This is a genomic window from Mesorhizobium sp. CAU 1732, assembly GCF_039888675.1.
Taxonomy (GTDB): Bacteria; Pseudomonadota; Alphaproteobacteria; order Rhizobiales; family Rhizobiaceae; genus Aerobium.
In genome coordinates this window covers 3,207,281-3,226,071 of the sequence record NZ_JBDQQR010000001.1, presented here as the reverse complement: position 1 = coordinate 3,226,071, position 18,791 = coordinate 3,207,281, and the positions used below count along the sequence as shown (strand labels likewise).

Genomic DNA, 18,791 nt, shown 5'->3' with positions numbered 1-18,791 from the left:
CCGTCGGGAGGTCCCATGTCGCTGGATATATTTCTGGCTCTGATCGTGTTCGCCTTCGTGACGTCGATCACGCCGGGGCCCAACAACTTCATGCTGATGGCATCGGGCGTGAATTTCGGCTTCCGCCGCACGATCCCGCATATGTTCGGCATCGGGGCAGGGTTTCTGTCGCTGCTGCTGGGCGTCGGCTTCGGGCTGGGCGCGGTGCTCACCGCTTATCCCGCGCTTCACACCGGCCTCAAGATCGCCGGCGGCGCGTATCTGCTCTATCTTGCGTGGCGGATCGCGATGACGCGGTCGCTTGGCGAAAAGGACAGCGGGGCCGCGCGTCCGATGACGTTCATGGAAGCGGCCGGGTTCCAATGGATCAACCCGAAGGCCTGGGTCATGGCTGTCACCGCCATGGCCATCTACACCAACCCTCAATCGCCGTTTCTGTCGGTGGTGCTGGTTTCACTGGCTTTCGCGGTCGTGAACCTGCCTAGCGTTTCGACCTGGGCGGGTTTCGGCGTGGCGCTTCGCGGCTTCCTGTCCGACCCGTTGCGCCTCAAATGGTTCAACATCGCGATGGGTGTCGCCCTCGCGGTCAGCCTGTGGCCGATGCTGCGCTGACGCTGGTATAACGACCCGCAATCGACGCGCATCAGGCGCGGTGCTAATCTTCGGCGATGCTTGACCGGGTCTCGCTCAGGACGGTGATCATCGTGGCGGTGGCGCTTCTGCTCCCGCTCTTCGCTCTGGGCTGGATGACGCGCGAAGACCCGGCCAACAAGCCGCTCCTGAACATTCTCGGCGGCGGGTTCATGGTCAATTACCGCATTGCCGAGGTCTATTACGGCTTCACCGCCGTGGTGCAGAAGCCCCTGCCGTACGGATCGATCATCGAGGCGACCTTCGAGAACCCCGCCGGCGGTGACGGTCTTGTGGTGAGGACGCGCGTCGCTGCCGATACCAACACCTATTCGCTGCGATCCCCGCCTTTGCGCGGCGTCGAGGCTGGAAAACCCTATACCGTCGCGATCCGGGTGTTCGATCGCCAGCAGACGGAAGTCCTGTGGTCGCGCGACATGACGTTCAAGAGCCAGGTGAGCGATGCGATCGTGCCCCACCAGCCGCTGACGGTCGGTCCCGGCTATGCGAAGAACCCGAATGCGGGCGGGTAGGGAATAATTCCTTTCTTAAGGTCCAGACCGTTGCCCACTTGCGGAATAGGGCTGGACAACCATATCGTGCATTTTTTCCGCTTTTAGCCTTTAATCTTGCTTTTGTTCGCACTATGTTCTATTAGCGGTGTCGAGCATGACCTCGCATGCAACCTATGGGTGCGCATGGTTGGTTTCTACATGATTCTAAGTGGTGTATAAAATGGCTATTCATGTAAAAGACCAGAGGACGGACGCACTGGTGAGAGAATTTGCCGAATTGCGCGGAATTGGGATCACTGATGCGATACGACAGGCGGTAGAAGAAGCCTTGTCGGTGGAGCGGGCCGCCGCAAAGGCACCGATAGAGGCACTGAAGAGACGCCTCCAGCCGCTTTTCGATGAGGTCGATGCTTATCCATCCACTGATCGAACGATTGACAAAGCGTCTTTCGACGAAATGTGGGGGGACGGGGATGTATCTCGATAGTTCAGCAATGATCGCCATCATTGCCAATGAAAACGAGCGCGAAAGGATGTTGCTGCGGCTAGCGCAATCGGGGTCTCGGGTTACGTCAGTTGTGACGATGCTTGAGACGATTATGGCCTTGGCGTCAAAGACCGGCGACCGCGAGAATGCTCCCAGGCAGGTTGGGCAGTTTCTTCATGGAGCCGGAGTAGAAATAGTGCCGGTGGATGAGTCCTGCCTCGCGCCTTTGATGGAGGCATTCGCCAAGTATCATCGGGGCAGTGGGCATGCGGCGAAGTTGAATTTGGGCGACTGCATTTCCTACGCGGTTGCGAAAAGCCAAGGCGTCGATCTTCTCTACATTGGCAACGATTTCTCCCATACCGATCTGGCTTGATTGCGACCCTTGCTCCTCTCCCGCGAATCCCGCACTAACGCGTGATGCAGTTTTCTCCCCAACAGGATGAGGCGCTCAAGGCCGTCGCACGGTGGCTGAAGGAGGGGCGGTCGCCGCTTTTTCGGCTGTTCGGCTATGCCGGGACCGGCAAGACGACGCTTGCGCGCCATTTCGCCGAAAATGTCGACGGGCAGGTCCAGTTCGCCGCGTTCACCGGCAAGGCCGCTCAGGTGCTGCGCTCCAAGGGCGCGACCAACGCCCGCACGATCCACTCGCTGATCTATCGCCCGCGCGGTGAGGAGGCCGTGTCCGACGAGACGACCGGCAAGACGTCGATGTCGCCGACCTTCTCGCTCAACCGGCAAAGTCCGATCGCCAAGGCGAAGATGGTGGTGATCGACGAGTGTTCGATGGTGGACGAGCAGCTCGGACGCGACCTGATGAGCTTCGGCACGCCGATCCTCGTGCTTGGCGATCCGGCGCAGCTTCCGCCGATCTCCGGCGGCGGGTTCTTCACCGAGCACGAACCCGACCATCTGCTGACCGAAATCCATCGCCAGGCGCGCGACAATCCCATCATCCAGCTCGCGCTCGACGTTCGCGAAGGCCGCGAGTTCATGAATGGCGATTACGGCGCCGCGCAGGTCATCGGGCGCGACGAGGTCGACCAGGACCTCGTTCTGGCCGCCGATCAGGTTCTTGTCGGCACCAATCGCACGCGGCGGCGCTACAACAAGCGCCTGCGCGAGCTGAAGGGGTTCGACGCGTCGTTTCCGCAAGCCGGCGACAAGCTCGTGTGCCTGCGCAACGACCCTGCCAAGGGGCTTCTGAACGGATCGCTCTGGAAGGTCATGACGTCGTCACGCGAGACCGTGAAGCCCGGCATCAACCTGCTCGTCTCGCCCGAGGAAGACGATCCGGATCGCGGCGTGGCCAAGATCAAGCTGCTCAAGGCGGCGTTCGAGGACCCTGATGCGGACATTCCGTGGCAGCAGAAGAAGCGTTTCGACGATTTCGACTACGGCTATGCCCTGACGGTCCACAAGGCACAGGGTTCGCAATGGGACAATGTTGTGCTGTTCGACGAAAGCTATGCCTTCAAGGACACGCGTCAGCGCTGGCTCTATACGGCGATCACGCGCGCGGCGCAGAAACTGACGGTCGTACGGTAAAGCGCGTCACACAACCTCGAACAGGACGGCCGTCGCGTCGTCGCTGACCTTGAAACGCGGAAAACGGCGTCCGTCCGGGTCGTCGCGCTGTTCGATCCTGCGCAGGTCGCCCAAAAGCGATACCAGTCCTCGGGATCCCGCCTCATTGACGAGCGATGCGGCGTCGTATCGGCCATACTGATCGACCAGCGCGGCAAAGCCGTCGGTGCAGAGCAATCCACGGATGGGCTTGGCGAGCGCGATGTCGTGCGTCTTGACGTAGGAGGCCGCCGCAGGCTCGATGCCAAGCGTCCAGACGCCGCCTTCATCGCGATTGTAGAGCGCGCGGCGGCGGCGAAGCTCGTCGCGCACAACGGGGTTTTCCGAAAGCGCCTTGAACGCGGCGAGGCCGCCCGCGACGTCGATCGCGGCGCGTGCGCCTTCGCGCTCGTCCGCATAGCTGTCCGGCATCGCCGATGCCTCGAAGGTCCGGCCATCGTCCGCCACGGCGAAAAGCCTGCAATCGCCAAGCCCGCTGGTATGCAATCGACCGTCGTCGCTGACCCGCACCATCTGGAAGCCGGCGATGGGCAGGCTCCATGCAGGGGCGGACGCGTCATGCAGCGTCTCGAGCACGATCGACCGCGCGCGCTCGTTCGTTACCCGAACCACCTCGGCCGTCGATCGGCCGTTCACTGCGAGCTCTTCGAAACTGTCTTTCGCGAGCCGGGCGAGCCAGGCTGCGTCCGAGACGCCCATGTCGAGAAAATCGCCGCCCAGGCCTGTCGCACCGTCGATGACGAAGGCGGAGCGGCGGTTGCCGCCGAAGGCGTCTTCATTGTCGCGGCGCGGATCCCCGCGATCTGTGATGGAATCGATGATGCGAAGCGTGGTCATGCGCAATCGTATGGGACACTGGCCGTGTAGAGGATATGACGAGAGAGCGGAAAGCCGTCAGATTTGTTCGGCGATTTCGCGCGCGCCGACCCATTCCCAGGCCTGAGCCTCGTCCTGGGGTGGAAAACGCCGCAGTTCCACGTTTCCGCCCGGCTTGAGCAGCCGCGTGACGGCATCGGCCCAGCCGCTCTCGTCGACGATGGCACAGCGACCGACGTGCATCGCCACGTGATCGCGCATGAAATCCTTGGTTTCAGGGGACATATCGGACACATCGACGTCATCGAGATTGCTGATGCGTACGAGCAGGTCGAGCCGATCGTGAACCGCATACGCGCCCTCGAGAAGGCCGCACAGGTTTTCCGCATCCGCCGAATTGAATTCGCCTGTGATCTCGACGGCGAAGAGGTCGGGCCGATCGGTTTCGATCTTTCGGACTGCCGGAACCCGCTCCAATGGCCGCATGAATATTCCCTTCACTGCTTTATGACGACGGTTGCATTGCCGTTTCCTGGAACACACGAAACCCCATGTCTGTTCCCCCAGAAGACGATATAGGGTGTCGTCCTCATCCTTCAAACCGCGCAGTGCCATGACCGCCAAGCTTTCAGTCAATCTCAACGCAATCGCCCTGCTGCGTAACCGGCGCGATTTGCCGTGGCCGAGCGTTACAGGGATCGGGCGGCTTGCCCTTGAGGCCGGCGCACACGGATTGACCGTTCATCCGCGTCCCGACGAGCGTCACACGCGGCGCAGCGACCTGCCGGAGCTGCGCGCGCTGATCGATGACGAATTTCCGCATGCCGAGTTCAACATCGAAGGGTTCCCCGACGACGCCTTCCTCGACCTCGTGGAGGCCAACGCGCCGGAGCAGGTGACGCTCGTTCCCGACGATCCCACCCAGCCGACGTCCGACCATGGCTGGGATTTTGCGACGCAGGAGAGTTTTCTCAAGCCGGTCGTGGCCCGGTTGAAGAAGCGCGGGTTTCGCGTTTCGCTTTTCGCGGAGCCCGATCCTGCGGGCATGGACGTCGCGAAAGCGATGGGTGCCGATCGCGTCGAGCTCTATACCGGCCCCTACGGTTCCTGCCATTCCGATTCAGAAAAAGCCGCCAAGGAACTGGAAAAGCTCGCAATAGCTGCCGAGGCCGCGCTTGCGCTCGGGCTGGACGTGAATGCCGGGCATGATCTCACGGTCGCCAACCTGCCGGGGCTCGTCAGCAAAATTCCACGCCTTGCGGAAGTTTCGATCGGTCATGGCTTGACTGCGGACGCGCTCGCCTATGGCATGGAGGAGACGGTCCGTCGGTTCCTGCGGGTGTTGGGCGACTAGGCTTTCGACACTGACCTGCGTCGGCTGCATGGCTGTGACGACAGCGTGATTAAACGCGCAGTTGTTATTGCACTGCAACAGGCGTAGATACCCGCCCGTCCTTCAAAGGAGGGCAGTGTGATGGAAGCAAGTCCACAGGGTTCCGCCGACGCCGAGCCGTTGGCCGCGCAGAGCGGCCAAGATCCCCATTTGAAGACAACACAATCGACCGCAGCACTCTCCCTGGGTGCTATCGGCGTCGTCTATGGTGACATCGGAACGAGCCCGATCTATGCGCTGCGCGAAGCAATCCGCGCCGTCGCTGGTAATCGCCCGCCCGCAGAGGACGAGGTGCTGGGGGTTCTGTCGATCATCGTCTGGTCCCTGACGCTGATCGTTTCCGTAAAATACGTCCTGTTCGTCCTGCGGGCGGACAATCAAGGCGAGGGCGGAACGCTGTCCCTGATGGCGCTCGCGCGCCGCGATGCGGGCCGCTACACCTCGACGATCATGCTGCTCGGCATGCTCGGCGCGGCGCTCTTTTATGGCGATGCGATCATTACGCCGGCCATCTCCGTGCTGTCCGCCGTCGAGGGGCTGGAGGTCGTGACACCGGCCTTCTCCGACTATGTCGTGGCCATCACACTGGCGATCCTCGTCAGTCTCTTCGCCGTCCAGCGGCTTGGAACCGCTCGTGTGGCGACCGTGTTCGGGCCGATCACGGCGATCTGGTTCGTTACGCTCGGAGCGACCGGCCTCTACTACATCGCGGACGATCCGTCGGTTCTCGCCGCGATCAATCCGGTTCTGGCGGTCTCGTTCCTGTTCGAGCACAGCGGCGTGGCGCTGGTCGTCATGGGCGCGGCATTTCTCGCGGTCACGGGTGCGGAGGCGATCTATGCCGATCTCGGCCATTTCGGGCGGCGGCCGATCGTCATCGCCTGGTTCTCGCTGGTGTTCCCCGCGCTGGTCCTGAATTATTTCGGGCAGGGCGCCTATGTGCTGTCGCACGCGGGGCCGGTCGGCCAGCCGCTGTTCGAGATGGTTCCCACCTGGGCGACGCTTCCGATGGTCATCCTGGCCACCGTCGCGACCGTCATCGCCAGCCAGGCGGTCATCACGGGCGCGTTTTCCCTGACGCGCCAGGCGATCCAGCTTCAATTGCTGCCGCGTCTCGAAGTGCAGCACACCTCGGAAACGCAGTCCGGCCAGATCTACATGCCGCAGGTGAATGCCATGCTGCTGATCGGCGTGGTGATCCTCGTCCTCGAATTCGGCACGTCCGCTGCGCTGGCGTCCGCCTACGGCATTTCGGTGACCGGCGAGATGCTCGTCACCGCGCTGCTTCTTCACTTCGTCATCTGGAAGATCTGGAAGCGGCCCGTCTGGCTGGCGGCGCTCATCGTCATCCCGTTCATCGTGCTCGATGCGACCTTCCTGTGGGCCAACGCGCAAAAGATCGCTGATGGTGGCTGGGTCTCGATCGCGGTCGCGCTGGCGCTCACGGTGATCATGTTGACATGGCGCAAGGGAAGCCGGCTTCTCTTCCACAAGACGCGCAAGACCGAGGTGCCCCTCGCGGTCCTGACCGACAATCTGGCGCGGAAGCCTCCGACGCTCGTCAGCGGGACGGCGGTCTTCCTGACCAGCGATCCGGCGAGCGCGCCCACCGCCCTGATGCACAGCCTCAAGCACTACCATGTGCTGCACGAGAAGAACGTGATCCTCTCGGTCGTGACGACCGAGAATCCCTATGTCCCTGAGGCGGACCGGGCGACGATCACGGAGATCAACCATCTCTTCATGCGGGTGGACCTGAAATTCGGCTATATGGAACAGCCCAACGTGCCGAAGGCGCTTGCCGTGTGCAGGAAAAAGGGCTGGAAGTTCGACATCATGTCGACGTCGTTCTTCGTTTCGCGCCGGCATCTGAGGGGATCGAGCCATTCGGGCATGCCGCATTGGCAAAACAAGCTCTTCATCGGTCTCGCGCGCAACGCGACGGATGCCAGCGCCTACTTCCAGGTACCGACGGGCCGCGTCGTCGAGATCGGCACGCAGGTCAGCATCTGAGACAAACAGGCCCATTGAAAGCATGGCGTCGCCGGGCATAGTGCCGTCCGGGGAGCAACCAGATGGCGCAAAGACTGGACATTGCAATCGTGGGTGCGGGACCCGCCGGGTTGGCGGCCGCGCTGTTCCTGCACCGCGCAGGTCATCGGGTCACGATCTTCGAGCGGTTCGGGGCGGCAAAGCCGCTGGGCTCGGGACTGATTCTCCAGCCGACCGGTCTTTCCGTGCTGGGCGCGCTTGGTCTCTTCGACGAGATCGCGGCGCTCGGGAGCCGGATCGATCGCCTGTTCGGCGCCGATAGCGTCAGCGGGCGCGCTGTCCTGGACGTGCGCTACGATGCGCAGAAGAAGGGGCGGTTCGGCGTGGCGGTCCATCGTGCCGCTTTGTTCGGCGTCCTTCACCGCGCGGTCGAGGCTGAAGGCATCGCGATCGTGACGGGCGTCGATGTGGATGCTCTTGGGGTGGGCAGCGGCCGTGCCACGCTCATCGGGCCTGAAGCGCGGGCTATTGGCTCGTTCGATCTCGTGGTCGATGCGAGCGGGTCGCGATCCAAGCTCGCGGCATTCGCGCGGCAAGCGCCCCGCAGGCGCGACCTCAGCTATGGCGCGTTCTGGGCGACGCTCGGTTGGGCTGGTGGCGACGATTTCGATCCGCACGCGCTGGTCCAGCGCTATCAACGCGCGAGCGTGATGATCGGCGTATTGCCGATCGGTAGGGACCGGCCGGACGGACGCGAACAGGCTGCGTTCTTCTGGAGCCTCAAATCGAACGATGCAGAGGCGGTGATCCGTGGCGGCCTTGACGCCTGGAAGACGCGCGTCGCGGGTTTCTGGCCTGCCGTGGCCCCTTATCTCGACCAGATCGAGAGTTTCGACCAACTCACGCTCGCGCGTTACGGCCACCATACACTCAAGGTTCCCGCCGGCCCGCGCCTCGCGATCATCGGCGACGCCGCGCATTCGACCAGCCCGCAATTGGGGCAGGGGGCGAATATGGCGTTGCTCGACGCCGCGGCGCTGGCGCATGCGGTGGACACGAGCGCGGACGTTGCGACGGCCCTCGATGCCTACGTGCGGTCGCGCCGCCGGCATGTGCGGATCTTCCAGGCGCTCTCGGCCGCGTTCACGCCGTTCTACCAATCCGATTCGGTGCTGTTGCCCTTCGTCCGGGACCGGATCGTCGCCACCGTTGCGAAGGTTCCCCCCGCGCCGCAACTGCTGGCTGCGATGGTTGCGGGTACGATCGTCGATCCGTTCTCCCGCATCGGGATCGCTGAAACCGACTGGCAGCGATTGGAGACGGTGCGCTCCTGTGACATGGCGGTCTCCACCCTCTGAATTGAGCGTTGCAATCCTCGCCCGGACTGTGTAATCAACCGAACCGTAACGTACGGTACGGCATTGCCGATGCCGTGCCCCGACCCAAGTCGACGAGCAAAACGTGCAAGACGCACTCGACCACGAACGTGACGATGCCCCCACGCCCCGACAGGGCGAGGTGCTGGACGTCGTGCTCGAATTGCTGGTCGAGGGGCGTGACGCGCTGACCATGAATGCCGTCGCCCAGCGCGCGAGTTGCTCCAAGGAAACGCTCTACAAATGGTTCGGGGACCGTGAGGGCCTGCTGACCGCAACGGTGCAGTGGCAGGCGTCCAAGGTCCGCGCCGGCAATTTCGACCGGCAGAAGCTGGATGCCGCCGCACTGCGCGAGAGCCTCGATCGGTTCGGCGCCAACTGGCTCAAGGTGATTTCCAGCCGCACCTCCATCGCGCTCAACCGCGTGGCGGTGACGCATGCCGCCTCTGCCAAGAGCAATCTCGGCCAGATCGTGCTTGCAAACGGGCGGTTCGCGATCGGCGAACGGCTCAAGCCGCTGCTGGATGCAGCCCGCGAGGCAGGGCTTCTCGACTTCGACGACACGGAAGCGGCGTTCCGGACCTTTTTCGGTCTGGTCGGCCGCGACGTTCAGATCAGGCTCTTGCTGGGCGACCGGCTCGACATGACTGATGCCGAGATCGCGCGGGATGCCGCGCGCGCGACGCAGCAGTTCTTCGCTCTCTACGGAGCACAAAAACCGCCGGCATCGTCCGGCACCGCGTAAACTCAAGGGAAGGAAGCTCGAAATGCGTGTTTATTACGATCGTGACGCTGATCTCAATCTGATCAAGGGCAAGAAGGTCGCCATCATCGGCTACGGTTCGCAGGGCAGGGCGCACGCGCTCAACCTCAAGGATTCGGGCGCCAAGGAACTCGCCGTCGCGCTCAAGGCCGGCTCGGCAACCGCCAAGAAGGTCGAGGCAGACGGCCTCAAGGTCATGACGGTTGCAGAGGCTGCCAAGTGGGCCGACCTGATGATGATGGCGACGCCTGACGAACTGCAGGCCGACATCTACCGCGACGAGATCGCGCCGAACATCCGTGACGGCGCTGCCATCGCTTTCGCCCACGGCCTCAACGTGCATTTCGGCCTGATCGAGCCGAAGAAGACCGTCGACGTTCTTATGGTCGCGCCGAAAGGTCCTGGCCACACGGTGCGTGGCGAATACCAGAAGGGCGGCGGCGTGCCTTGCCTCGTGGCCGTTCATCAGGACGCTTCGGGCAATGCGCTCGACCTCGGCCTGTCCTACGCCTGCGGCGTCGGCGGCGGCCGTTCTGGCATCATCGAGACCAACTTCAAGGAAGAGTGCGAGACCGATCTGTTCGGCGAGCAGGTCGTCCTGTGCGGCGGTCTGGTCGAACTGATCCGCGCCGGTTTCGAGACGCTGGTCGAGGGTGGCTACGCGCCCGAAATGGCCTATTTCGAGTGCCTGCACGAAGTGAAGCTGATCGTCGACCTGATCTATGAAGGCGGCATCGCCAACATGAACTACTCGATCTCGAACACCGCCGAATGGGGCGAGTATGTCTCGGGCCCGCGTATCATCACCGCCGAGACCAAGGCCGAGATGAAGCGCGTTCTGAAGGACATTCAGACCGGCAAGTTCACCTCCGACTGGATGCAGGAATACCGTTCGGGCGCTTCTCGCTTCAAGGGCATCCGCCGCATGAACGACTCGCACCAGATCGAAGAAGTCGGTGCGAAGCTGCGCGGCATGATGCCATGGATCGCCAAGAACCAGCTTGTCGACAAGGCAAAGAACTAAGGCGATCCACGTCTCCTTTCTCTGCGCGTCCTAGGGCTTTGCCCTGCGGCGCGCGGGGAATCCCCAAGAACCAGTTGGTCGACAAGGCGAAGAACTAGCCAGCCTGCCGCCCTTCCAAAGGCCAATAACATTCAACACCCGGGGCTTGCTCCGGGTGTTCTGCATTTCTGCCCAGGCATCGATACCCAATTCGACGGTGGTCTAAGCCTGAAAGCGGCGCTCTCACGTCCATGCATGCATGCTAATCCACAAGGGTCCGTACAGTCGGCGGGCGCGTGGCGAGGCGGAGTGCTTGACGAATGAGCGTGCAGTCGGACGTGAATGCCCACTACGACACTTCCTATCTCGACCTGACGAAGGATGCGGCGCGGGTATCCGCGGAAATCGATCTGTTCAAGTTCGAGAACGAGATCAAGCCGACCGACCGGGTCGTGGATTTCGGTTGCGGCGGCGGGTTCATCCTCGGCGCGTTGAACGCGCGCGAGAAAATCGGCGTCGAGATCAACCCCGCATCGGTGGCTCTCGCCCGGAGCAAAGGCCTCACGATCGTCGGCGGGCTTGGCGATGTCGAGGACGACTGGGCCGACGTCATCATCTCCCACCACGCGCTGGAGCATGTCGACGATCCGCTGGGCGTCATCAAGGCGATGCGTTCCAAACTGCGGCCGGGCGGCAAGGTGGTGATCGTGACGCCGAACGAATCCTTCAAGATGCGATACCGGAGCGACGACCGGAACTATCACCTCTTCACATGGTCGCCGAGCAATTTGGGCAACCTTCTCAAGCGTGGCGGTTTCGCGCGCATAGAGGCACAGCCGGTGCATCACCGCTGGCCGCCTTATTGGTGGATGTTCAACCGCGTTCTGCCGAAATCGGCGATGCACTGGCTGTGTGTCGCGAATGGCCGCGCACGGACGGCGATCAGCCAGGTGAAGGCGATCGGATACAAATAGAACCGGCCGATTGGCGCTGAACGAAAAAGGCCGGCGTGATGCCGGCCTTTCGCGTTGTTCTGGATCGATCAGCTATAAGGCGAGTAGCACGCCTGGCGCGGACCGTTGTACGGCTGGAACGAGTTGTCGTAGGCGCGATACGACCGGTAGCGATTGCTGCACCAGTTGTAGTGCGCCTGCGACAGGCTGTAGCGCGGCGCCGGCCGGTAGACGCGGCGCGGCTCGACATAACGCGGACCGGCGTTGAACTCGAAGTAGACGTTAGGCCGCGAACGATAATACCGGCGATCATAGCGATCCCGGTGCCACCTGCGGTCGTACCGGTCACGATCCCAGCGCCTGTCCCCGCGATCCCATCGCCGGTCATCCCGGTCCCAGCCGCGGCCGCGTTCACGGTCCAGATATACTTGCGCCTGGCCGTCACTGCCCTGAATTTGATGCACGATACCGCCCGAAACTGCCGGTGCGGACATGGCACCCGCAGGCCCGGCTGCGTTTACCCCGGATACTGAAAAGGTCAGCCCGAGAGCGAGAGAGCCCAGGACCGCCAGAGATTTCAATAAGGCTTTCATGTCATTCTCCTCGGATCAGGATTATCCGCCAAGCCAAAGTCCCAACCACGCATGAAGGCACTATCGCTGAGGGCGGATGAACGCTCGATGAATACAGGGTAAACGCGTTCCGGCGCTTTTTGTTGCGTCCCTTGCGAGGGCCCGGGTGGCGGACGTTCTTGCAATCGGACAGATCGCGGTTCAAACGTGTGTCATGTCCTTGCGCCTCGCCACCTTCAACGTCGAAAACCTCATGAACAGGTTCGACTTCTCCGGCTTCCGGAACCAGCTTCATCAGGATCGCGTTCTCGCGCTCTACGATATCCAGGACGAGGCCGAGTACAGGCTGCTGGAACGCGCGCGCACGATCGCACATACCGACGATGCGCGGCAGCTCTCCGCGCTTGCGATCGCCGCCACCCGCGCGGACATCCTGTGCCTTCAGGAAGTCGACAACATCGAGGCGCTTCGCGCTTTCGAATATGGCTACCTTTTCAAGATGATCGGCCATGGCTACCGCGAGAAGTTCACCACCACCGGCAACGATACGCGCGGGATCGACGTCGCGGTCATGGTGCGCGAGCAGACGCGACACGGCCAGCCCATCGAGGTGGTGCGCATGCAGAGCCATGCGCATCTGACCTATGCCGACCTGAACCTTCACGTGCCGGAACTGGAAGCCGTCGGCGAAATGCCCAACGAGCGGATTTTTCGACGCGATTGCCTCGAACTCGACCTCAAGATCGCGGGCAAGCCGTTCACGCTCTATTGCGTGCATTTCAAGTCGATGGGCAGTCCGCGCAACGGTCTCGATGGACGCGAGGCGACGATGCCGGTCCGTTTCGCCGAAGCGGCGGCCGTGCGGCGGATCATCGAGGACCGGTTCGGCCACGACCATGCATCCGACAAGCGCTGGGCGATCTGCGGCGACTTCAACGACTATCGCGAGCGTGTCGTCATCACCGGCGATGCCTTCGAAGGCTTCGCATACCAGCCGGTGCGGGAGACGCGCTCGTCGCTCGATGTCCTGACCGCCGGCGGGTTTTGCGAGAACCTTGTGGAACGGCGGCCCGAGATGGATCGCTGGACGCTCTACCACACACGCGGCCCGCAGGAGCGGCATCTGTGCCAGCTCGACTACATCCTGGCGTCGAAGGGGCTGGCAAGCCGCAACGCGACGGCGATACCGGAGATCGTCCGAAACGGGCAGCCCTTCAGGACGCCATTTCCGAAAGGGCAGGAGGTCGAGCGCTTTCCGCGGGTCGGCTGGGATCGGCCGAAGGCGTCGGATCACTGTCCCGTCGTCGTCGAACTGGATATCGCGTGACAATGCAATTCGATCTTCCGACAGACCGGGTGTTTGCCGTGGGCGACGTGTCGGTCGTGCTCGATCCATCGCCGCACCCCTTCGCCGCAGCCAATGTCTCGGCGATCGAGGCGCATTGGGAGGTCGCCAAGGCGGCGAACCCGGCCCTGTTCGACGGCGAGGTGGCGCTTCTCTCAAGCCTTTCGCTACGCGGCGACGATCTGGTCGGGCGCTGCCACATCGTGCGTTACGCGACGTTTCTCTACTGGCGGTCCCTGCGTCCCATCCCCGGCGCCGGACACGCTTATACGCATGCAATGCTGGTGAGCTCCGACAACGCGCTGGTGGCGATCCGTATGGGGCCCTCGACGGTCAATGCGGGCACCGTCTACTTCGCGGCGGGCTCGTTCGAGCCGGTCGACTTTCCGGACGGCAAGGCAGACCTCGAAGCCAATATGCGTCGCGAGGTGATCGAGGAGACAGGTATCGATCTGTCGGGCGTGCCGCACGAACGCCAGTATCATGCCGTTTCGAAGACAACGGGCACGGTCGTCTTCCGCCGCTATTTTCTGGACCGCAGTGCCGACGAGTTGGCCGAGGATATACGCCGTCACGTCGCGGCGGAGGACGATCCCGAGATCGAAGGTCCGGTGATCATCCGGAGCCCGAGCGACCTGCCGGACCGTCTCGCGCAACAAATGCCCGACCTGATCGCGTGGCATTTCTCCAATCCGCCGGAACGCTGAGGGATCTATTCGTGTCTCAGCGCGTCGATGGGATCGAGACGCGCGCCGCGCAATGCCGGGAAAAAGCCGAACACCATGCCGATCGCGGCTGAAAAGCCGACCGCCAGCACAATGACCGACAGGCTCGGCACGAACGGTATCGCGAGCGCCATTGTTGCGATGCCGGCGAGCGACAGTCCAAGCACGATGCCGATCAGTCCGCCCAGAAGCGACAGGACCGTCGCCTCGACGAGAAACTGCACGAGGATGTGCTTTTCATGCGCGCCGATCGCCAGCCTGATGCCGATCTCGCGCGTTCGCTCCGTCACCGACACGAGCATGATGTTCATGATGCCGATGCCGCCGACGAGCAGGCTGACGCCGGCGAGCGCCCCCAGCATGCCGGTCATGACCGTCGTGGTGCTGGTCATCGCATCGGCGATCTGGGTCATGTCGCGGACGGTGAAATTGTCCTCCTGGTCGGGCGTGATGCGGCGCGTCTGGCGCAGGATGTCCTCGACGTCGGAGAGGACAGCGGCCGTCGATATGCCGTCCTGTGCGGCGACATAGATCATGTCGATGTCGCGATCGCCGGCAATGCGGCGCTGGAACGTGGTGAGCGGCATCACGACGATGTTGTCCTGATCCTGTCCGAAACCGGCCGTTCCCTTGGCTTCCAGAACCCCGATGACGCGGCAGCTCATCTTGTTGACACGGATGGAGGCGTCGACCGGATTGCCTGTGCCGAAGAACTGGCTGCGCACGGTCTCGCCGACGAGGCAGACATTCGCGCCGCCGCGCGTTTCGGAATCCGTGAAGGCGCGGCCGAGTGCGATCGTCCAGTCGCGTGCGGTGAAATATTCGGGATCCGCGCCCGTGACCTGCGCCGAGGTGTTGTCCGCGCCATAGACCACGCGAACAGTGCGCTGCGAGGCGGCGGATACGGCTTTCACATTCTCCAGGTTTTCAAACAGCCCATCGAGATCGCGTTCGCCAAGCTGGCGGGGCGTGAAATTGGTCGTGCCGCCGCGCATCGGGCGCGCCGCCTGAACGATCAGCAGGTTGCTGCCGAGCTTGGCGATGTCCTGCTTGACCTTTTCCGTCGTTCCCGAGCCGATCGTGATCATCGCGATGACGGCGGCGACGCCGATCACGATGCCGAGCAATGTGAGGAACGACCGGAGTGCGTTTCGTGTCACCGAGCGCAGTGCGAGGCTGACCGTTTCGAAAAACATCACGCGACCTCCACGGCCAACGTGTCGGCCTCGATATGCCCATCGAGGAACGAGATCGTGCGATCGGCGTAGGCTGCGATGTCGGCCTCATGCGTGACCATGACGACGGTCAGGCCGCTCTCGACATTGAGGCGGGTCAACAGGTCCATGATTTCATGGCTGCGCGCCGTGTCGAGATTGCCGGTCGGCTCGTCGGCGACGAGGAGGGTCGGCCGCGTGACGATGGCGCGCGCGATCGCCACGCGCTGCTGCTGGCCGCCCGAGAGTTCGGCGGGCGTGTGGCTCTCACGGCCCGTGAGCCCGACCTGCGCCAACGCCTCCATCGCGAGCGCGCGCCGCTCACGCGCCGGCACGCCGCGATAGACCAGCGGCAGCTCGACATTCTCGGCCGCCGTCGTACGCGGCAGCAGATTGTAGCCCTGGAAAACGAAGCCGATATAGCGATTGCGCAGCATCGCGCGGCGCGACCTGTCGAGCGCACCCGCATCGATGCCGAGAAAGCCGTAGACGCCGCTGGTGGGCGTATCGAGGCATCCGATGATGTTCATCGAGGTCGACTTGCCGGAGCCGGACGGCCCCATGATCGCGACGAACTCGCCGCGCCGGATGGTCAGGTTCACGCCTGCGAGCGCGTTGACCTGCGTCTCGCCGGCGCCATAGGTCTTCCAGACATCGGTGAAGGTCAGAAGCGGTGGGTCGACGGTCATGTTCATGCCATCGCCCGCTCAACGCTGCGACGAGCCGACGATCACCTGATCGCCGTCCGAAAGGCCGGACAGGATTTCGACGAAATCGCCATCGGTCGCGCCGGTGGTGACGCGCACCTCCTGCGGCTGCCCGTCGCGCAGCACGTAGACGGGTCGTCCTTCGCCGCCGCGCGCTCTCGACGATCCGCCCGAGCGGCCGCCCATGCCCATGCGTGGCCTCTGCGGCATGAAAAGGGCCTGCAACGACCAGCCGCCCTGTCGCGTCGCGGGCGGCGGGCTGTAGCGGAAGGCTGCGGCGGGCGCGAGAAGGACGCCGTCGGCCTCGCGCGTGATGATGTCGACCGTCGCGGTCATGCCGGGGCGCAGCAGGAGCTCCGCGTTGTCGACATTGAGCCGCGCCTGATAGGTCACGACGCCCTCCGTCACCACGGATGCAAAGGCGACGTCGCGGATTTCCGCATCGAACCGGCGTTCCGGGAAGGCATCGACGGTGAAACGCGCCTCCTGACCGGGCTGGACCGAGCCGATATCCGCCTCGTCGACGGCAGCCTTCAGTTCCATCGTTTCGAGGTTTTCGGCGATCACGAAGAGAACCGGCGCGGACATCGACGATGCGACCGTCTGGCCGGGGTTCACGGAGCGCGTCAGCACGATGCCGTCGATCGGCGCATAGATCGTGCTCTTGGCGAGATCGGCTTCCTGCAGTTTCAGGTCGGCGACGGCGACTTCGAGATTGGCCTGCGCGATGGATACGGCGCTCGCGGCCCTGTCGCGGGCGGCGGATGCCGTTTCCAGCGCCTGATCGGCGACCATGCCGCGGCCGGAAAGCTGCTGCGTGCGCGCAAGCGCCTGCTCGGTTTCTTTAAGTGTCACGTTGGCATCTGCGACGCGCGCATCGGCGGCGCTGACATTCGCCTGAGCCCGCTCGACCTGGGCGCGGATGCGCGTGGTGTCGAGTTCGGCCAGGATGTCGCCGGTGGAAACGCGCTGGTTCTCATCGACGGAAACCGAGCGCACCACGCCCGACAATTCGCTCGACACGTCCACCTGGGTGAGGGGAGCGAGCGTGCCCGTTGCCGAGACCTCGACGGTGAGCTGGCCGGTTTCCACCGGCAGAGTGCGATAGGAGACCGGCGGTGTCGCCGACGCGTTCCACTGCCATGCGCCTATGCCGACCGCGACGGTGGCAAGCAGCGCGACGACGAGCGGCCAGCGGCGGCGTGCGCGTCTGGGCTTTCCGGCGGCGTCAAGCGCCAGCGCCTGCTCGATGGGTTCGGGAGACGCGAATTTCGCCTTCGCGGGGCGTTCGACGATCTGGTCCATCCGTCCGCGCAGCCTTGGTCTTCAAAAATCCCTACACACGACACATCATGTATCTGAGCGCGGAGATCAAATTAAAGTTTGGCCATGTTGAGCCGCGCGCCATGGTTGCAGAGGAATGAGGCACCGGATGGGTGAGCGAAACTACGTGATCTACGACGTCTTCACGCGCGAGCGGCTGGCCGGAAACCCGCTGGCAATCGTGCTCGACGCGGACGGCCTCGACGATGGCGCCATGCAGGCGATCGCGGCGGAGTTCAACCTGTCCGAGACGGTGTTCGTGTCACCGCCGGCGCGGCCGGGACATGCCGCAGCCCTTCGCATCTTCACGCCGAAATACGAACTGCCCTTTGCGGGGCATCCCACAGTCGGAACGGCCATCGCGCTTGCCGAGCGGAACGGGGATGGGGTCGGCAATGACGCCGCTTCCCTCCTGGTTCTCGAAGAAAAGATCGGTGACGTGCGTTGCGTGGTGAGCCACGAAGACGGCGTGGCGTTCGCGGAATTCGATCTGCCGCAACTGTCGCAGTCGCTCGAATATGTGCCGGACAATGAGGCGATCGCGGCTGCGATCGGTCTGGGCCCGCACGAGATCGGCTTCGAGAATCATCGTCCAAGCCTCTGGTCGGCCGGTGTTCCGTATCTGACGGTGCCCGTTTCCGGCATCGAGGCGATGGCACGGGTTCGTTTCGACGGGCAGGCCTGGCTGGACCTTGCCCCGCGCCGCGCCGACGGCAACCCCGCCTGCGCCTATCTCTACTGCCGGGAAACGCTGCATCACACGAGCGCCTTCCATGCGCGCATGTTCGTGCCGGGCCCGCCGACCTACGAGGATCCGGCGACGGGCTCGGCCGCCGCCGCCTTCTCCGGCGCGATCGCCTTCTTCGACGAACCGCGCGACGGTGCGCATCAATGCTGGATAGAGCAGGGTATCGAGATGGGCCGTCCGTCGCACATCCGGCTGGAGCTCGACATCCGGCAGCTTGCGGTCAGCGCCGCGCGCATCGGCGGAAACGCGGTAAAGGTCGCGGCGGGTGCGCTTTTGTCCTGACGTTACGACAACCATGCATGAGCCGGATAAATTCGCAAAGCTGCCGTTTCGCGCTGGACACTGCGAAATTGAGCGGCTATAGGGGCCTCCTCTTGCGGCGGTCCTCACGGACTTCTGCCCGGCGGGTGATTAGCTCAGTTGGTAGAGCAGCTGACTCTTAATCAGCGGGTCGTAGGTTCGATCCCTACATCACCCACCATTTCAACGACTTGGCAGGCTTTTTTGGTATCGTTTTTGCGATCCGGGACCTGTTTTACAGTCCCCTTTACGTCGGTTCCCTCGCGGACTGCCTCGATCACTCTCTCCCTTGCGAGACAATTTGTGAGAGCCAGACAAGCTATCGTGGCTGGTTCTCAGGCT

20 protein-coding genes and 1 tRNA gene are annotated in these 18,791 nt (G+C 63.3%); 15 read left to right on the top strand and 6 right to left on the bottom strand.

Annotation, left to right across the window (positions count from 1 at the left end; all coding sequences use genetic code 11):
• Window positions 1-15 precede the first annotated feature (15 nt).
• The 5 genes from AAFN55_RS15700 (at window position 16) to AAFN55_RS15680 (ending at window position 3,180) form a co-directional block, all read left to right on the top strand.
• Window positions 16-612 carry a LysE family translocator gene (locus tag AAFN55_RS15700; protein WP_347799764.1) on the top strand — a complete coding sequence of 199 codons (597 nt, stop codon included), beginning with the start codon at window positions 16-18 and terminating at the stop codon, window positions 610-612.
• A 56-nt stretch (window positions 613-668) separates the two neighbouring features.
• A complete protein-coding gene (locus AAFN55_RS15695) occupies window positions 669-1,163 on the top strand; it encodes a hypothetical protein (protein WP_347799763.1) in 495 nt (164 codons plus the stop codon).
• A gap of 202 nt (window positions 1,164-1,365) precedes the next feature.
• Window positions 1,366-1,632, top strand: a complete 267-nt coding sequence (locus AAFN55_RS15690; RefSeq protein WP_347799762.1) for a type II toxin-antitoxin system VapB family antitoxin — start codon at window positions 1,366-1,368, stop codon at window positions 1,630-1,632.
• Window positions 1,619-2,008 (top strand): type II toxin-antitoxin system VapC family toxin, encoded by a 390-nt coding sequence (locus tag AAFN55_RS15685; RefSeq protein ID WP_347799761.1) that lies wholly within the window; start codon window positions 1,619-1,621, stop codon window positions 2,006-2,008. The genes AAFN55_RS15690 and AAFN55_RS15685 overlap by 14 nt, the downstream gene beginning before the upstream one ends.
• Before the next feature lie 44 nt (window positions 2,009-2,052).
• Window positions 2,053-3,180 (top strand): ATP-dependent RecD-like DNA helicase, encoded by a 1,128-nt coding sequence (locus AAFN55_RS15680; protein ID WP_347799760.1) that lies wholly within the window; start codon window positions 2,053-2,055, stop codon window positions 3,178-3,180.
• Between the two features lie 6 nt (window positions 3,181-3,186).
• Here AAFN55_RS15680 and AAFN55_RS15675 read toward each other — a convergent pair whose 3' ends face one another.
• Together AAFN55_RS15675 and AAFN55_RS15670 are read right to left on the bottom strand one after the other, a co-directional pair.
• A complete protein-coding gene (locus tag AAFN55_RS15675; protein ID WP_347799759.1) occupies window positions 3,187-4,056 on the bottom strand; it encodes a hypothetical protein in 870 nt (289 codons plus the stop codon).
• A 57-nt stretch (window positions 4,057-4,113) separates the two neighbouring features.
• Complete coding sequence (locus AAFN55_RS15670) at window positions 4,114-4,521, bottom strand: STAS/SEC14 domain-containing protein (protein ID WP_347799758.1); 408 nt, start codon at window positions 4,519-4,521, stop codon at window positions 4,114-4,116.
• A 127-nt stretch (window positions 4,522-4,648) separates the two neighbouring features.
• Here AAFN55_RS15670 and AAFN55_RS15665 point away from each other — a divergent pair, with 127 nt between their 5' ends.
• The 6 genes from AAFN55_RS15665 (at window position 4,649) to AAFN55_RS15640 (ending at window position 11,536) form a co-directional block, all read left to right on the top strand.
• On the top strand, window positions 4,649-5,389 hold the full coding sequence (locus AAFN55_RS15665) for a pyridoxine 5'-phosphate synthase (protein WP_347799757.1): 741 nt from the start codon (window positions 4,649-4,651) through the stop codon (window positions 5,387-5,389).
• A 120-nt stretch (window positions 5,390-5,509) separates the two neighbouring features.
• The gene (locus AAFN55_RS15660; RefSeq protein ID WP_347799756.1) at window positions 5,510-7,441 is read left to right on the top strand and encodes a potassium transporter Kup; all 1,932 of its coding nucleotides are present in this window, start codon (window positions 5,510-5,512) and stop codon (window positions 7,439-7,441) included.
• A 62-nt stretch (window positions 7,442-7,503) separates the two neighbouring features.
• Window positions 7,504-8,778, top strand: coding sequence for an NAD(P)/FAD-dependent oxidoreductase (locus AAFN55_RS15655; RefSeq protein WP_347799755.1), 1,275 nt, complete (start codon window positions 7,504-7,506; stop codon window positions 8,776-8,778).
• Window positions 8,779-8,881: 103 nt separating this feature from the next.
• Window positions 8,882-9,541, top strand: coding sequence for a TetR/AcrR family transcriptional regulator C-terminal domain-containing protein (locus AAFN55_RS15650; RefSeq protein ID WP_347799754.1), 660 nt, complete (start codon window positions 8,882-8,884; stop codon window positions 9,539-9,541).
• Between the two features lie 22 nt (window positions 9,542-9,563).
• Window positions 9,564-10,583 (top strand): ketol-acid reductoisomerase, encoded by a 1,020-nt coding sequence (ilvC, locus tag AAFN55_RS15645; protein WP_347799753.1) that lies wholly within the window; start codon window positions 9,564-9,566, stop codon window positions 10,581-10,583.
• A gap of 299 nt (window positions 10,584-10,882) precedes the next feature.
• Window positions 10,883-11,536 (top strand): class I SAM-dependent methyltransferase, encoded by a 654-nt coding sequence (locus tag AAFN55_RS15640; RefSeq protein ID WP_347799752.1) that lies wholly within the window; start codon window positions 10,883-10,885, stop codon window positions 11,534-11,536.
• A gap of 68 nt (window positions 11,537-11,604) precedes the next feature.
• On the opposite strand, the gene AAFN55_RS15635 is transcribed toward AAFN55_RS15640, so the two are convergent.
• Window positions 11,605-12,108 carry a BA14K family protein gene (locus AAFN55_RS15635; RefSeq protein ID WP_347799751.1) on the bottom strand — a complete coding sequence of 168 codons (504 nt, stop codon included), beginning with the start codon at window positions 12,106-12,108 and terminating at the stop codon, window positions 11,605-11,607.
• A gap of 193 nt (window positions 12,109-12,301) precedes the next feature.
• Here AAFN55_RS15635 and AAFN55_RS15630 point away from each other — a divergent pair, with 193 nt between their 5' ends.
• Together AAFN55_RS15630 and AAFN55_RS15625 are read left to right on the top strand one after the other, a co-directional pair.
• Window positions 12,302-13,414: an endonuclease/exonuclease/phosphatase family protein gene (locus tag AAFN55_RS15630; RefSeq protein ID WP_347799750.1), complete on the top strand. Its 1,113-nt coding sequence runs from the start codon at window positions 12,302-12,304 to the stop codon at window positions 13,412-13,414.
• A gap of 2 nt (window positions 13,415-13,416) precedes the next feature.
• A complete protein-coding gene (locus tag AAFN55_RS15625; protein ID WP_347799749.1) occupies window positions 13,417-14,139 on the top strand; it encodes an NUDIX domain-containing protein in 723 nt (240 codons plus the stop codon).
• 5 nt (window positions 14,140-14,144) lie between these two features.
• Here the strand turns inward: AAFN55_RS15625 and AAFN55_RS15620 are convergent, their stop codons facing one another.
• The 3 genes from AAFN55_RS15620 to AAFN55_RS15610 are packed head-to-tail and all read right to left on the bottom strand — an operon-like array spanning window position 14,145 to window position 17,383.
• The gene (locus AAFN55_RS15620) at window positions 14,145-15,353 is read right to left on the bottom strand and encodes an ABC transporter permease (protein ID WP_347799748.1); all 1,209 of its coding nucleotides are present in this window, start codon (window positions 15,351-15,353) and stop codon (window positions 14,145-14,147) included.
• Complete coding sequence (locus tag AAFN55_RS15615) at window positions 15,353-16,060, bottom strand: ABC transporter ATP-binding protein (protein WP_347800281.1); 708 nt, start codon at window positions 16,058-16,060, stop codon at window positions 15,353-15,355. The genes AAFN55_RS15620 and AAFN55_RS15615 overlap by 1 nt, the downstream gene beginning before the upstream one ends.
• Before the next feature lie 18 nt (window positions 16,061-16,078).
• On the bottom strand, window positions 16,079-17,383 hold the full coding sequence (locus tag AAFN55_RS15610; protein ID WP_347799747.1) for an efflux RND transporter periplasmic adaptor subunit: 1,305 nt from the start codon (window positions 17,381-17,383) through the stop codon (window positions 16,079-16,081).
• Between the two features lie 127 nt (window positions 17,384-17,510).
• Between AAFN55_RS15610 and AAFN55_RS15605 the strand changes: the two genes are divergently transcribed.
• Both AAFN55_RS15605 and AAFN55_RS15600 read left to right on the top strand, forming a co-directional pair.
• Window positions 17,511-18,431 (top strand): PhzF family phenazine biosynthesis protein, encoded by a 921-nt coding sequence (locus AAFN55_RS15605; protein ID WP_347799746.1) that lies wholly within the window; start codon window positions 17,511-17,513, stop codon window positions 18,429-18,431.
• A gap of 123 nt (window positions 18,432-18,554) precedes the next feature.
• Window positions 18,555-18,630, top strand: a tRNA-Lys gene (locus AAFN55_RS15600).
• Window positions 18,631-18,791: the final 161 nt, after the last annotated feature.